Raw genomic sequence first — 13,871 nt, 5'->3', positions numbered from 1 at the left:
CCAGGGCGCACCTGCCCTCGTCAGTCGTTGATCGCGCCCACGATCTTCGTGGTGATCCTGCGCAACGACTCCACGTCAGCATCGCTGAGGTGGTCGAACACCAGGCGGCGCACGGTGGCGACATGGTCGGGAGCGACCTGCTCCAGCAGGGTGCGGCCGGCCGGGGTCAGCGCGGCGAACTGCTTGCGCTTGTCGTCGGTGCACTGGCTGCGGACGACCCAGCCGCGCTGCTCGAGGCTCGCCACGGCATGGGACAGCCGCGAGGGGCTGGTGCCCGACACTCCGGCGAGGTCGCTCATCGAGAGCGTGCCGTCGTCCTGGGCCGACAGGAACGCGAGGATGCCGTAGTGGGCGTGGTTGATCCCGGCGGTCTCCCTCAGCTGCTTGTCCAGCTCGTGGGGCAGCTGGAGCAGCGTGCGGAGCAGGGGCAGCCACGCCGCCATCTGCGCGTCCGTGAGCCAGGGCTGCTCGGGTACGTCGTCGGCGGGCACGCCCTCAGCCTAGGAGTTCTGGCAGCGCCAGGGTGTGTGCGGTGTGGTCCCGCTTCGCCGTGAGGTAGCGCGCGTTGGCGTCGGTCAGGTGAACGCCGGTCGCGACCCGCTCGGCGACGGAGATCCCCAGGTCCTCGAGCTGGGCGGCCTTGTCGGGGTTGTTGCTCAGCAGCCGGATCCGGTCGGCCCCGACCGCGACGAGCATCTGGGCGGCGGCGGTGTAGTCGCGCTCGTCCTCGTCGCGGCCCAGCGCGGTGTTCGCCTCGTAGGTGTCGAGGCCGGAGTCCTGCAGCGCGTAGGCGTCCAGCTTGGCGTAGAGGCCGATGCCGCGACCCTCCTGGCGCAGGTACAGCAGGAACCCGCCCGCGTCGGTGATCCGCTCGACCGACTCCCGCAGCTGCGGGCCGCAGTCGCACCGCTCGGAGCCGAACACGTCGCCCGTCAGGCACTCGCTGTGCGGGCGGACCAGGGGAGCGGGCCCGCCGAGCGCCGCGCGGCGCAGGGCGCCCTGCCAGTCGCCGAGGCCCAGCAGCAGGTGCTCCTTCCCGTCGACCAGGCCGGCGAAGGTGCTGACGGCAGCGGTCGTCGCGTAGCCGTCGGGGAAGCGCAGGGGCACCGTCACCTGGGTCCGGACCGTGGCGGCGGGCAGCGTGGGGGTGGTGCTGAGGTGCAGGAGTTCGGCAGCCATTCGGCGCTCCTAGGTATTTGAAGTCTCAAGCGTTGCGGTATGGGACCCAAGACACTTGAGACTTCAAATATTCCTGCTGCGGCGAAGAGATCTCGAACTTGATCCGAAAAGGCACCTAGTCGGGCTTCGTGACCCGTCACTACCGTCGCCCACATGAGAAAAGTTTCCCTTTCACTTGGTGCGTCCCTCACCGCCGGCGTCATGATCACTGCGGCCAGTCCGGCCCTGGCTGCCGGATGGTTCGGCGCGCCGGTCACCAGCGCGCTCGACAACTCGCTCGGCCCGGGCCCGGCGCCCCGGCCGGTCGCCACGGCTGACGTCGACGGCGACGGTCACGCGGACCTCGTGAGCATCGGCGACTTCACCTTCGGCGACATCCGGGTCTCCCTCGGCAACGGCGACGGCACGTTCGACGCCGCGACGAAGGTGGCGGGCACGACCCAGACGCAGGGTCTCGACCTCGGGGACGTCACGGGCGATGGCGTCGTCGACCTGGTGGCGATGACGGTGTCCGAGGCCCGCATCCTGAAGGGCAACGGCTCGGGTGGCTTCACCGAGATCGGCCGCGCCCCGCTCGCCCTGGGCGGCCAGGTCCAGCCCCTGGTCGTCGACCTCGACGGCGACAGTGACCTCGACGTCGTGGCGCCGACGTTCACGGCGATCCAGACCCTGGTCAACAACGGGTCAGGCACCTTCACGGTCGGACCGAGGACCACGGTGTCCGGCGCGTTCGTCCTGTCCGCGATCGCCGTCGCGCACCTCGACCCCGGCAGCACGCCGGACCTGTTCGCGATCGACGGCGGCTCGAGCACCCTGTTCGCGCTCACCGGCAACGGCAACGGTTCCTTCCGGCAGACCGGCGCGCTGTACGGCACCTCCTTCATCCCCGAGGACGTCGCGGCCATCGACCTCGACGGCGACGGGTACGACGACGGTGCCGTCGTCGGCTCCTTCAGCTTCTCGCTCTCCACCGGGCTCACCGACGGCTCCGGGAAGTTCCGGTCCTTCGTCCCGGCGTCGTTCCAGTTCGGCGGTCCCGGACCGACCAGCGCTGCCGTCGCGGACTTCGACGGCGACGGCCGCCAGGACCTCGTGGTCTCCTCGCTGGCCAACCCTGCGTCCGGCACCCTCACCGTGCTCGCCGGGAACGGCACCCCTGGCATGAGGAAGATCGGCACCTTCAGCACGGCTGCGTTCCCGCAGAACCCGGTGCTGGCCGACTACGACGAGGACGGCGACACCGACATCGCGGTCGTCAGCCCCGGGTCGATCACCGTCCTGCCGAACACCACTCCCTGAGCGGTCCTGCGGGGTCAGGCCCTGATTCGCCCGGCCAGCAGCTCGGCCAGGTGGATCGGGGCCGCCTCGGGTGCCAGCTCGTCCAGCTGGGTGCGGCACGAGAAGCCGTCCGCGAGCACGACCCGCTCGCGCGCGGCATCGACAGAGCGTCGTACGGCGGGCAGCAGGTTGGCCTCCGCGATGGCGACCGACACCTCGTAGTGGCCCTTCTCGACACCGAAATTGCCGGCCATGCCGCAGCAACCGGCGACCGCCTCGACGGTGGCACCGGCCCGCTCCAGCAGGGACTTGTCGGTCGACCAACCCATGATCGCGTGGTGGTGGCAGTGCGGCTGCGCGACCACGGACACCCCGCTCAGGTCGGGCGGCGTCCAGGTCGGCTCGGTGGCGAGGATCTCGGCCAGGGTCACGGTTGCCCGGGACACCGCGGCGGCGTCGTCGCCCGGGACAAGCTCGGTGAGCTCGTGCCGCAGCACCGCGGTGCAGGACGGCTCGATGCCGACGATCGGGACACCGGAGAGCGCATCCGAAGCCAGCGCGTCGACCATCGAGCGCAGTCGCTTCGCGGCGCCGTCGAGCTGGCCGGTGCTGATCCACGGCAGGCCGCAGCACTCCTGGTGCCGGGTGATGCGCGGATCGAAACCAGCCGCGCGCAGCACGGCCACGGTCGCGTCGGCGACCTGCGGGGCGAAGTGGTTGGTGAAGGAGTCGACGAACACGACGACCGGCTTGCCTCCGGACGTCGACACCGCGGAATCCCCGAAGGTACGGCGGAAGGTCTTCCGGAACGTGTGCCGGGCGAACGCCGGCATCTGCCGCCGCGTGTCCACCCCGGCGGCCTTCAACGCCGGGATGCGCACCGCCTTCCAGCTCATCATCGTGTTGGCCAGGCGCGGCGTGGCCGAGCCGGCCTTCGCCCAGCGCGGGAGCCAGCCGACGGAGTAGTGCGTGCGCGGGCGCAGCTTGCGCTTGTAGGTCTGGTGCAGCACCTCGGCCTTGTAGCTGGCCATGTCCGTGCCGGTGGGGCAGTCCGACGCGCAGCCCTTGCACGACAGGCACAGGTCCAGTGCTTCGTGCACGGCCGGCGAGGACCAGGAGATCCCGCTCTCGCCGTTGACGATCTCCTGCAGCAGGCGGGCGCGGCCACGGGTGGAGTGGATCTCCTCCTTCGTCGCCTGGTACGACGGGCACATCACGCCGCCCGAGCCGGAGTTGTCGGCGCGACACTTGCCGACGCCCGTGCAGCGGTGCACGGCCTGGCCGAAGTCGCCGCCGTCGCTGGCATAGGCCAGTGCGAGGCCCTTCGTCAGGCGCGAGGAGGCCGAGTAGCGGAGGTCCGCGGTGCTGGAGACCGGGTCGACGAGGATGCCGGGGTTGAGCAGCGACGTGGGGTCGAAGACGTGCTTCACGGCGGACATCAGGCCCAGCGCGGCCGGTGAGTACATCCTGTCGAGCCACTCGCTGCGGGCCCGCCCGTCACCGTGCTCGCCGGACAGCGAGCCACCCAGCGACGTGACCAGGTCGGCGGCTTCGCTGATGAAGGCGCGATAGCGCTCCGGGCCGTCGGGGTCGCCGAACGGGAAGTCCATCCGGACGTGGATGCAGCCCTCGCCGAAGTGGCCGAACGGCATCGCCGTCAGTCCGTGGCGCTCGAGGAGCGTCTCGAAACCGGTCAGGTAGGTGCCGAGGTGCTCCGGCGGGACGGCGGTGTCCTCCCAGCCGGCCCACGCCGGGAGCCCGGAGGGCGCGCGGCCGGCGAGGCCCGCGCCATCTGCCCGGATCTGCCACAGGCGCTCGATCTCGGCGGAGTCCTCCACCACGAGTGCGGAGAGCCCGAGTCCGGCCGCGGCCAGCAGGCCCGCCTGGCGTCGTACCTCGGCAGGGTCGGAACCGGAGATCTCGACGAACATCCACGCATCACCGGCGGGCAGCGGGGGCACGGCGTCCGGGCCGCGGCGCTCGACGATGACGTCGACGATCCGCCGGTCGAGGCCTTCGCAGGCGGAGGGCTTGAACTCCAGCACCGCCGGGGTCGCGAAGCCGGCGGTCGGGAAGTCGGCGAAGCCGAGCACCACGAGGGAGCGCGCGGCGGGGGTGCGCACGAGGCGCACGGTGGCCTCGGTGATCACGGCCAGGGTGCCCTCGGACCCGACAAGCGCCCGGGTCACGTCGAAGCCGCGCTCCGGGACCAGGTGCTGGAGCGCGATGCCGGAGACGTGGCGGCCGAACGTGCCGAACTCGGTGCGGGCGGTGGCGAGGTCGCCGGCGATGACGGCCCGCAGGTCCTCGAGCACCGATCCCGTGGATTCGGGAGCACCGGATGCCGCATAGCCCGTGACCAGGTCCGAGCCGTCCGCCAGCAGGGCCGTCACGCCGACCACGTTGTGCGACGTACGGCCGTAGGCCAGCGACCGCGCACCACACGCGTCGTTGCCGATCATCCCGCCGATGGTGCAGCGCGAGCTCGTCGACGGGTCGGGCCCGAACCGCAGCCCGTGCGGGGCCGCTGCCTTCTGCAGGTCGGCCTGGATCACGCCGGGCTGCACGACGGCGGTCTCCGCGACGGGGTCGATCGAGATGACCTGGTTCATGTGGCGGCTGAAGTCGATGACGACGCCGCGGCCGATCGCGTTGCCCGCGACCGACGTCCCGGCGCCCCGGCAGGTGACCGGCAGGCCCAGCTCGCGCGCGGCGGCCAGCGTGGCGCGCACGTCCTCGGCGGTGTGCGGGAACACCACGGCGGCGGGCAGCACGCGGTAGAGCGAGGCATCGGAGGAGTAGGCCGCGAGGACGGCCGCATCGTCGGTGACGTCGGGGGCCCCGTGCTGGATGATCTGCTGGGCGACTCCGGACACGACCTGAATCTATCGGGTCGGGTCCCGACACCCGACCGCTACGCTCCCTACCGGACTTGCAGAACCCGACTTACGGAGGAACACCCATGCGCCTCGGCATGATCATCGACTACTCAGGCGGGTTCGCCGAGACCGTGGAGCTGCTCCAGGAGTACGAGCGCAATGGACTCGACCTGGTCGCCGTCGCGGAGGCGTACTCCTTCGACTCGGTCAGCCAGCTCGGCTACATCGCCGCCAAGACCGAGCGGCTCGAGCTGATGTCGGGCATCTTCCAGATCTACACGCGCACCCCGTCACTGACCGCGATGACCGCCGCCGGCCTGGACTTCGTGTCGAACGGCCGGTTCACGCTCGGCCTCGGCGCCAGTGGCCCGCAGGTCATCGAGGGCTTCCACGGCGTGAAGTACGACGCCCCGCTGGGTCGTACGCGCGAGGTGATCGAGATCTGCCGCCAGGTGTGGCAGCGCCAGCCCGTGCAGTTCGAGGGCAAGCACTACACGGTGCCGCTCACCAAGGAGCACGGTGGCTCCGGCCTCGGCAAGCCGCTCAAGATCATCAACCACCCGGTGCGGTCGAACATCCCGATCTCCGTCGCCGCCCTCGGCCCGAAGAACGTCGCACTCGTCGCCGAGCTGGCCAACGGCTGGCAGCCGCTGTTCTTCCACCCGGCCAAGGCGCAGCAGGCCTGGGGCGAGTCGCTCGAGGAGGGCTTCAGCAAGCGCGACCCCGCGCTCGGCGAGCTCGACATCCAGCTGCAGGTCCACTACTTCATCGGCGAGCCCTCGCCCGAGGCCGTCCAGACGGTCCGCAACCAGCTGGCGCTCTACATCGGCGGCATGGGTGCGCGGGACAAGAACTTCTACAACCAGCTCGCCTGCCGCTACGGCTACGAGGCGGAGGCGAAGGACATCCAGGACCTCTACCTGTCGGGCAAGAAGGCCGAGGCCGCGGCCGTCGTACCGGAGGAGCTGGTCGAGGCCGTGACGCTGATGGGTGACGAGGACTCGATTCGCCGCCAGCTCGCCGAGTTCGACGCCGCCGGCATCCGCACGCTGCTGCTCAACTCGCTCGCCGACACCGCCGAGGAGCGGGTCAGCCAGCTGAGCCGGTTGTCCGAGCTCGCGGCCGGGGTGCGTGCTTGATGAGCGAGCCCCGCTTCACGGTCGCGTACGACGGCCCGGTCGCGACCGTGACGCTGGCCGGCCCGAGGGGCAAGGCCGTCATGGATGCCCAGTTCTTCGTCGAGCTGGCCGAGACCGTGACCGCGCTGGACGGCAACGACGACGTCCGGGTGATCGTGTTCGCCGGCTCCGGCGGCCACTTCTCCTTCGGCCTGGACCTGATGGAGGCCGTGCAGGCCTTCGCGCAGAACAAGGCGGCCACTGACTCGGGTGGGCGCCAGGACCTGCACGCGATGATCCGGCGCTGGCAGGCCGCGCTCGACGTGGTGGCGAAGACCCGCAAGGCCACGGTCGCTGCCGTCACCGGGTGGTGCATCGGCGGCGGCGTCGACCTCGCGGTCGCCTGCGACGTCAGGATCGCCTCGGCCGACGCGAAGTTCAGCGTGCGCGAGGCGAAGGTCGGCATCGTGGCCGACCTCGGCAGCCTGCAGCGCCTGGTCGGCATGATCGGTGACGGCCACCTGCGGGAACTGGCCCTGACCGGGGACGACATCGATGCCGAGCGCGCTGCGGCGATCGGCCTGGTCAACCACGTGCATCCCGATGCCGACAGCGCCCTCGCCGCGGCGGCCGATCTTGCCCGTCGGATCGCCGCGAACTCGCCGCTCGTCGTCCGGGGCATCAAGGACGTCCTCGACGTGGAACGTGGCCCGCGGGTCGAGGCGGGCCTGCGCTACACCGCCGCCTGGAACGCTGCGTTCCTGCTGAGCCACGACCTCGACGAGGCCGTCACCTCGTTCATCGAGAAGCGACCGCCGGAGTACACCGGACGCTAGGCGCCGGCGTCCCGCTTGGCGATGGTGATCGCGGCGACGGCCCGGCCGTACCGGATCGGCGTCGCACCGAGCGCGAGCGCCCTCTGCCGGGTCGGTTCGCGGACGTCGAAGTGCTCGGTCGCCGTACCCGCCTTCTGGATCCAGCGGGCATCGATCCCGAGCCGTTCGGCGAAGGCGAGCAGCTCGGCGGTGCCGGCCTCGCCGGGCAGGTCCGAGAACAGGTGGGACCAGACGCCCTCGACCGGGCCGACGCGGGCCGGCCGCTGCATGTCGTCGATGTAGATCATCCGGCCCGTCCCCACTTGCCACGGACGTAGTCGATGAAGGTCTCGTGTGCGGGGTTCAGAAGGATCCGCGGTTGCTTGCGGGTGACGATCAGCATCGTGGTGGCGCCTGCCTGCTTGGCGGCACGCAGCCGGCGCAGTGACGCCTTCGCGCCGCCGAGTGCGTAGAGCGTCTTGACCTCGATCGTGATCCCCAGCTCGCGGGCCACCCGCAACACCTCGCGGTAGGTCTCGACCTTCTCGAAGCCGCGGCCGGCCTTGACCTCCCACTCGATGCCCTCGAGCCCGACCCGGGCGGCGTACCTGACCATGTCCACCATCGTGACGAGCCGGTACGGCGGGTCGTCGGCCGAGCGGAGCTCGCGCACCTGGCTCAGGGTGAGGTCGGACCACCGGGTGTCGGGCGGATAGCGACCGCCCGGGTCGAAGCCCTCGGTGTCGAGCTTGCGCCAGTGCGTCGCGATCGGGACCTGGCGGGTGCGGGTGTCGTCCAGGCAGTAGTTCGTGTCGATGTCGATCCACAGGTAGCCGTGCGCTGCGGCGTAGTCCAGCCCGCGCCGGGAGTTCTCGAAGCGGTAGGACTGGCCGTCGAGCCGGTGGTAGCGCTTGCGGTTCGAGGCCTTCTGCGTCAGCGGGTCATCGACCGGCGGGGTCGGTGCGGTCGGCTCCGTGACGGTCGGCTCCGTGGGCGGCACCGTGGGCGTCACCGTCGGCAGGGTGGGCGCCGTGGTCTGGGGCCCGGTCGGTGCCGCGCCGCCGCGATCCGTGGCACCGCATCCGGTGGCGAGCAGCGCCACGAGAACGGTGCCGGCGAGAAGTCGCCGCCGGTCGCGCTGCTCCATGGGAGGACCGTAATCGACCGTGGAACCCACGGAACCGCCGGTGCCTCCCCATACGGGGCACCGACGGTTCCGTGGTTGCTGCGGGTGGTGCTGGATCAGCGCACGCGGCCGTAGAAGACCGAGCTCGTCCAGATGCGTTCCCTCTTCACCGGGGCGCCGGGACGCGAGGCGTGCCACACCGTGTGGTTCCCGGCGTAGATGCCGACGTGGTAGACGTGGCCGCCGCTGGAGAAGAACACGAGGTCGCCGCGACGGGGGTGCTTGACGCGGCGCGTCGCACCGGCCTGGGCGCCCGACGTACGGGGGAGCTTCTTGCCGACCTTGCGGAAGGACCACTGCACCAGGCCGGAGCAGTCGAACGCGTTCGGGCCGTTGGCGCCGTACACGTAGGGCCTGCCGGCGCGGGTCTTGGCGACCTTCAGGGCGCGTCGGCCGACGGAGAGCTTCTTCTTCTTGACCTTCTTGACCACGACGACCGGAGCCGTCCTGGGCTCGGTCGCGGTGGCCGTGCTGACCACGGGGGCCGGAGCGACGGCATCCTCGGCGCGCGCGGAATCGCCGGGCGCGAAGACGAGGAGCGAGGTGGCGAGCGGAACGACGAGCAGGCGTGCGCCAGCGCGCGAAAGGGTGGTGGACATCGGAGTGTCTCCAACAGCGACGCTTGCGAAAGGTGACCTGTCGGGCTTGGACTGCTGATGTCCAGGAACTGGTGTTCCTTCGCCCCGAGCCGGTTCGCCCCGTGGGGCGGTCCGGCGGTGTTGATTGGTTCTCCCGTGCCCGCGACTACTTCATCGTTGTGCGATGTCGCTCCACGTCGTCGCGGGCCTCAGCGCGGCGTGGGCGGCCTCCCCAGGTCGGGGAGGTCTGACCCACCAAATTTCGCATGCTTGCAATAGTTAGCGCAGTGGCGCCGGTCACGATTGCCACGTGGTGACCGTCACCCGTAATTGAGCGTAACCCGGCGCTCGATCGCGGCCAGGATCAGTCGGCGCGGTGCCGCTTGCCGCTGTTAGCGGGGGCTGTCGTCGCGTGCGGATCGGCTAGCAGGAACTGCGTCATCCGGCCATCGCGCGAGCGGTGCGGCCGCACCGGTTCCGGGACCATCCGCCCCTCGGCCGTGTCCCAGAAGCGGTCCACCCGGACCGCGACCCGCCGCGCCATCCGGCCGCGCAGGCCCAGGTGGGGCAGGTAGGGGTGGGGCCGGGTCGGCACCCGCTGCTCGGCCCGGTAGAGGCGTTCGGCGAGGTCGTCGGTGTCGGGCCCGGCCTCGGTCGCGATCAGGTCGTCGGCCAGCTGCTCCTCGAGCGCCCGGAACTGACCGAGCGCGTCCTCGACCTCCTCCCAGATCGACGACCACGGACGTCGTACGACGAAGGTGGAGCCGTAGAGCTTGGCCTTGACCTGGGCCAGCGCGACCTCCAGGCGCCGGCTCTCGTGGGCGAACTCCTGGGCGCGGTGGCGCCCCTCGGCGAGGTGGCGCCGCGCGCACGGTGCCAGCACGGCGTTGGCTGCGGAGACGTGGCGGCTGGCGCTCGCGAGGAAGGGATCGGTGGCGGCGAGCCGGTCGCGTGGCCGCTCGCGGGTGGGCCTGCAGGCGACCGCCCGGGCGAGTCGCTCGGCGAGCACGTCGTGGGTCTGGGTGATGGTGTCGGCGAGGATGTCGACGCTGGTGTCGGTCATGGTTGCGCCCCTTCGGGAACCCCCGATTGGTCCCCTCAATTGCAGTGTGCGCCGGTCCCGGGCGCGCCGCAAGGGCTGCCCAGTACCGGCGCACACGGGCGCTCGGGAAGATCAGGCGCGGGGAAGCGTCGGGTACTCGACGCCCGACACGTACTGCACGGTGCGCAGCACCTGGCAGGAGTAGCCGAACTCGTTGTCGTACCAGACGTAGAGGATCGCCGAGTCGCCGTCGACGATGGCGGCGTTGCCGTCGATCACCGAGGAGGCGCGCGAGCCGATGAAGTCGGTGGACACCGCGTCGCTGGCGGTCGTGTAGTCGAGCTGGCGGCTCAGCGGCCCGGTGAGGGACGTCTTGCGCAGGTGCTCGAGCACCTCTTCGCGGGTGGTCTCGCGCTTCAGCTGCAGCGAGAGGATCGCGATCGACACGTCGGGCGTGGGGACCCGGATCGAGTTGCCGGTGATCTTGGCGTCCAGGTCCGGCAGCACCTTCGCGACGGCCGACGCGGCGCCGGTCTCGGTGATCACCAGGTTGAGCGGCGCGGAGCGACCGCGGCGGTCGGCCGGGTGGTAGTTGTCCAGCAGGTTCTGGTCGTTGGTGAACGAGTGCACCGTCTCCACGTGGCCGCGGCTGATGCCGAACTCGTCCTCCATCGCCTTGAGCGGGGGAACGATCGCGTTCGTCGTGCACGACGCGCAGGAGAGGATCTTCTCGTCGAGGTCGGTCTCGAGGTGGTTGACGCCGTGCACGATGTTCGGGACGTCGCCCTTGCCGGGCGCGGTCAGCAGCACCTTCGCGATCCCGGGGCGCAGGTGGTTCGACAGGCCGGCGCGGTCGCGCCACTTGCCCGTGTTGTCGATCAGGATCGCGTCGTTGATGCCGTGGTCGGTGTAGTCGATCGTCGTGGGGTCGTTGCTGTAGATGACCTTGATGACGTTGCCGTTGGCGATGATGAGGTCGTTCTCCTCATCGACGGTGATCGTGCCGTTGAACTGGCCGTGCACCGAGTCGCGGCGCAGCAGCGAGGCGCGCTTGGCGAGGTCACCCTCGCCACCCTTGCGGACGACGATGGCGCGCAGGCGCAGGCCGTTGCCGGAGCCGGACTTCTCGACGAGCAGGCGGGCGACCAGGCGGCCGATCCGGCCGAAGCCGTAGAGCACGATGTCCTGCGGGCCAGGAGCAGTGGTCTTGTTGTCGCCGGTCGCGTCGGACAGGGCCAGGGCAGTGAACTCGGCCGGGCTCAGGTTGGTGTCGGACGCCTTGTAGCTGCCGAGCAGGAGCGCGAGGTCGATCTTCGCGGCACCGAGGTCGAGCGCGGCGATGGCCTCGAGGAACGGGAACGTCTCGGAGATCGACAGCTCCTCGCCCTCGATCATCCGGGCGAAGCGGTGGGTCTTGAGAATGCTGACCGCCGACTTGTTCACCAGCGAGCGGCTGTGCAGAAGGATCGTGACGTCCTTCTCGCGCTGCAGCTTGCCGATGATCGGGATCGCCGCCTCGGCGAGCTCCTCGTGGTGCTTCCAGCGGTCGAACTTGTCCTCGGTGACGCTCACGGCTTCCCCTTCGGTCCATCAACAAAATCGCTCGATCGTAGGCCGCGCAACGGGGGCCGGGGGTAATCGAGCCGCCCGCTGGGACGGCGAAGGTGACCAATCCCACCCGCATTTCCGCGCGCCGAAAGTCGTGGATGTGTCAACATTCGTGGCTACCATCGAAGGATGAGTACGACGACGCGCTGGCTCGACGCCGAGGAGCAGCAGGCGTGGCGGGCCTGGGTGGACCTCAACTCCCAGCTCAGTGCGCGGCTCAACCGTGAGCTGCAGGCCGCCAGCGGCCTCTCCATCGCCGACTACGAGATCCTCGTGGCGCTGACCGACCAGCGCAGCGACGACGGCGTCGACGACTGCTCGCTCCGGATGTTCGAGCTCGGCGAACGCCTCCAGTGGGAGAAGAGCCGGGTCTCCAAGCAGATCACCCGGATGGAGGCCCGCGGCCTCGTCGTACGACGACACTGCGCCGACGACCGTCGAGGAGCCTTCGTGGACCTGACCGAGGAGGGCATGGCGGCGATCGCCGGGGCCGCCCCCGGTCACGTGGAACTGGTGCGGGAGCTGTTCTTCGACGGCATGGACCGCGAGCAGGTGGCAGCGCTCACCAGGTACGCCACCACGGTGCTCGACCGCCTCGCCACCCCCTGAACGATCAGCGCAGCATGTCCTCGACGGCGAGCGAGGCGAAGGCCATCGCCGCGCCGAGCGGCGCGCCCGGGCCGGGGTAGGCCGAGCCGAAGACCGAGGCCGTCGAGTTGCTGGCGGCGTACAGGCCGGGAATCGGTGCGCCCTCGGTGTCGAGCACGCGTGCCGAGGCGTCGGTGACGAGGCCGCCCTTGGTGCCGAGGTCGGAGAGCACGAACTTCGCGGCGAAGTACGGCGCCTGGTCGAGCGGGACGAGCGCCTTGTTGGGGCTGCCGGCGCTCGCGAAGAAGGTGTCGTACTCGTCCTGGCCACGACCGAAGTCCTCGTCGACGCCGGTCGTGGTGAAGCCGTTGAAGCGCTCGACGGTCTGTGTGAGGACGGTGGGGTCGAGGCCTGCGGCGATGGCGAGCTCCTCGATCGAGTCGGCCTGCACCCAGGTGCCGGCGGCGAGGTGCTCGGCACGGTCGCCCTCCGGGATCGCGATCGCGGGCAGGGCGCCACCCTCGCGGGAGTCGAAGACGAACCACGACGGGGTGCGGTCGTCGGAGCCGGCCATGACCCTGCCGAACTGGTCGTAGGGCAGGCACTCGTTGCCGTACCGCTGCGCGGACTGGTCGACCATCAGGCCGCCGCGGAAGCCGAGCGTGAATGCGCCGCTGCCGTCGGGCTGCAACAGGCCGGGGCAGAACCAGCCCTCGCCCGACCAGTCGGTGGCGCCGCCGATGGCTGCGGCGGCGTCGATGACCTCGCCCGTGTTGGTGCCCTGCGGCGCCATCGTCCACTCCGCGCGACCGGGTGTGCCGTGCGCGGCGCGTCGTTCGGCGCTGCCCTCGAAGCCGCCCGCGGCGATCAGGACGCCGCGCCGTGCGGTGAACTCCACCGGGCCGTCCGGGCCCTCGGTGACGACCGTGGTCGCGCGACCGGTGTCGTCGCGCCGGAAGCCGATGACGTGGTGGCCGGTCGCGATGGTGCCTCCGTCGCGCAGCACGATCGCCGCGAGGCGGCCGATCAGCGCCTGGCCGCCGGAGAGCGTGGAGCGGCCGCTGCCGCCGACCCGGTCGCGTTCGACCGGCGGGCGCAGCAGCTCGCCGACGGCGGGATCGAGGTCGGCCCGCTTGATGGTGGTGGGCTGGATGGAGCGGCCCATCGGGACCCGGCCGGGAGCGTCGTAGTACTCCGAGAACGGGATCCACTCGAAGTCCATCAGGTCGTCGGCCTCGAGCTCGGCGACCAGCTTCGGCGCCTGGGTGAGCAGCGCCTCGACCCGCTCCTGGTCCGCCTCCTTGAGGACCGCGGCGAGGTAGGTGCGCGCGCCCTCGGTCGAGTCGGGGAGGCCGGCCCGCTGCTGCACGTCGGTTCCGGGCAGCCAGCAGGCGCCGCCCGAGTACGCCGACGTCCCGCCGATGAGCGGTGTCCGCTCCAGCACCAGGGTGCTCAGTCCGGCCTTGGCTGCGAGCGCGGCACCCGTCAGGGCACCGCCGCCCGAACCGACCACCACGACGTCGTACTCCTGCTGCAGGCTCATGGCGAAACGATAACGTGTTCTAGGTCGCCACGGGGCCCCTCGGCCGGGCGTGACGAG

Annotated in this window: 13 protein-coding genes; 4 read left to right on the top strand and 9 right to left on the bottom strand. The window is 70.7% G+C overall.

Annotation, left to right across the window (positions count from 1 at the left end):
- Positions 1–20: 20 nt before the first annotated feature.
- Both ACOACQ_RS14465 and ACOACQ_RS14460 read right to left on the bottom strand, forming a co-directional pair.
- The gene (locus tag ACOACQ_RS14465) at positions 21–491 is read right to left on the bottom strand and encodes a MarR family winged helix-turn-helix transcriptional regulator (protein WP_378606724.1); all 471 of its coding nucleotides are present in this window, start codon (positions 489–491) and stop codon (positions 21–23) included.
- Positions 492–495: 4 nt separating this feature from the next.
- Complete coding sequence (locus ACOACQ_RS14460) at positions 496–1,179, bottom strand: GTP cyclohydrolase II (protein ID WP_378606727.1); 684 nt, start codon at positions 1,177–1,179, stop codon at positions 496–498.
- Between the two features lie 153 nt (positions 1,180–1,332).
- On the opposite strand from ACOACQ_RS14460, the gene ACOACQ_RS14455 reads away from it, so the two are divergent.
- Positions 1,333–2,478 (top strand): FG-GAP repeat domain-containing protein, encoded by a 1,146-nt coding sequence (locus ACOACQ_RS14455; protein ID WP_420288595.1) that lies wholly within the window; start codon positions 1,333–1,335, stop codon positions 2,476–2,478.
- A gap of 14 nt (positions 2,479–2,492) precedes the next feature.
- Here ACOACQ_RS14455 and ACOACQ_RS14450 read toward each other — a convergent pair whose 3' ends face one another.
- Positions 2,493–5,333 (bottom strand): FAD-binding and (Fe-S)-binding domain-containing protein, encoded by a 2,841-nt coding sequence (locus tag ACOACQ_RS14450; protein WP_420288594.1) that lies wholly within the window; start codon positions 5,331–5,333, stop codon positions 2,493–2,495.
- Between the two features lie 86 nt (positions 5,334–5,419).
- Between ACOACQ_RS14450 and ACOACQ_RS14445 the strand changes: the two genes are divergently transcribed.
- The gene (locus tag ACOACQ_RS14445) at positions 5,420–6,475 is read left to right on the top strand and encodes an LLM class F420-dependent oxidoreductase (RefSeq protein WP_420288593.1); all 1,056 of its coding nucleotides are present in this window, start codon (positions 5,420–5,422) and stop codon (positions 6,473–6,475) included.
- Entirely contained in the window at positions 6,475–7,290 is an 816-nt protein-coding gene (locus ACOACQ_RS14440; RefSeq protein ID WP_420288592.1) for a crotonase/enoyl-CoA hydratase family protein, read from the top strand. The genes ACOACQ_RS14445 and ACOACQ_RS14440 overlap by 1 nt, the downstream gene beginning before the upstream one ends.
- On the opposite strand, the gene ACOACQ_RS14435 is transcribed toward ACOACQ_RS14440, so the two are convergent.
- The 5 genes from ACOACQ_RS14435 to ACOACQ_RS14415 form a co-directional block, all read right to left on the bottom strand.
- Entirely contained in the window at positions 7,287–7,577 is a 291-nt protein-coding gene (locus ACOACQ_RS14435) for a DUF4031 domain-containing protein (protein WP_378606748.1), read from the bottom strand. The two genes, ACOACQ_RS14440 and ACOACQ_RS14435, sit on opposite strands and share 4 nt — an antisense overlap.
- Positions 7,574–8,416 (bottom strand): hypothetical protein, encoded by an 843-nt coding sequence (locus ACOACQ_RS14430; RefSeq protein ID WP_420288591.1) that lies wholly within the window; start codon positions 8,414–8,416, stop codon positions 7,574–7,576. Before ACOACQ_RS14430 ends, ACOACQ_RS14435 begins: the two co-directional genes overlap by 4 nt.
- A gap of 95 nt (positions 8,417–8,511) precedes the next feature.
- A complete protein-coding gene (locus ACOACQ_RS14425; protein WP_420288590.1) occupies positions 8,512–9,054 on the bottom strand; it encodes a C40 family peptidase in 543 nt (180 codons plus the stop codon).
- A gap of 343 nt (positions 9,055–9,397) precedes the next feature.
- Positions 9,398–10,096: a hypothetical protein gene (locus tag ACOACQ_RS14420; protein ID WP_378606757.1), complete on the bottom strand. Its 699-nt coding sequence runs from the start codon at positions 10,094–10,096 to the stop codon at positions 9,398–9,400.
- Positions 10,097–10,207: 111 nt separating this feature from the next.
- Positions 10,208–11,647, bottom strand: a complete 1,440-nt coding sequence (locus ACOACQ_RS14415; protein WP_420288589.1) for a glyceraldehyde-3-phosphate dehydrogenase — start codon at positions 11,645–11,647, stop codon at positions 10,208–10,210.
- Positions 11,648–11,812: 165 nt separating this feature from the next.
- Here ACOACQ_RS14415 and ACOACQ_RS14410 point away from each other — a divergent pair, with 165 nt between their 5' ends.
- Positions 11,813–12,292 (top strand): MarR family winged helix-turn-helix transcriptional regulator, encoded by a 480-nt coding sequence (locus ACOACQ_RS14410; RefSeq protein ID WP_378606763.1) that lies wholly within the window; start codon positions 11,813–11,815, stop codon positions 12,290–12,292.
- Between the two features lie 4 nt (positions 12,293–12,296).
- Here the strand turns inward: ACOACQ_RS14410 and ACOACQ_RS14405 are convergent, their stop codons facing one another.
- Positions 12,297–13,814 (bottom strand): FAD-dependent oxidoreductase, encoded by a 1,518-nt coding sequence (locus ACOACQ_RS14405; protein WP_378606766.1) that lies wholly within the window; start codon positions 13,812–13,814, stop codon positions 12,297–12,299.
- Positions 13,815–13,871 lie beyond the last annotated feature (57 nt).

Source organism: Nocardioides sp. CPCC 206347 (assembly GCF_048654605.1).
Lineage (GTDB): Bacteria > Actinomycetota > Actinomycetes > Propionibacteriales > Nocardioidaceae > Nocardioides.
This window is presented reverse-complemented; position numbering and strand designations above follow the sequence as displayed.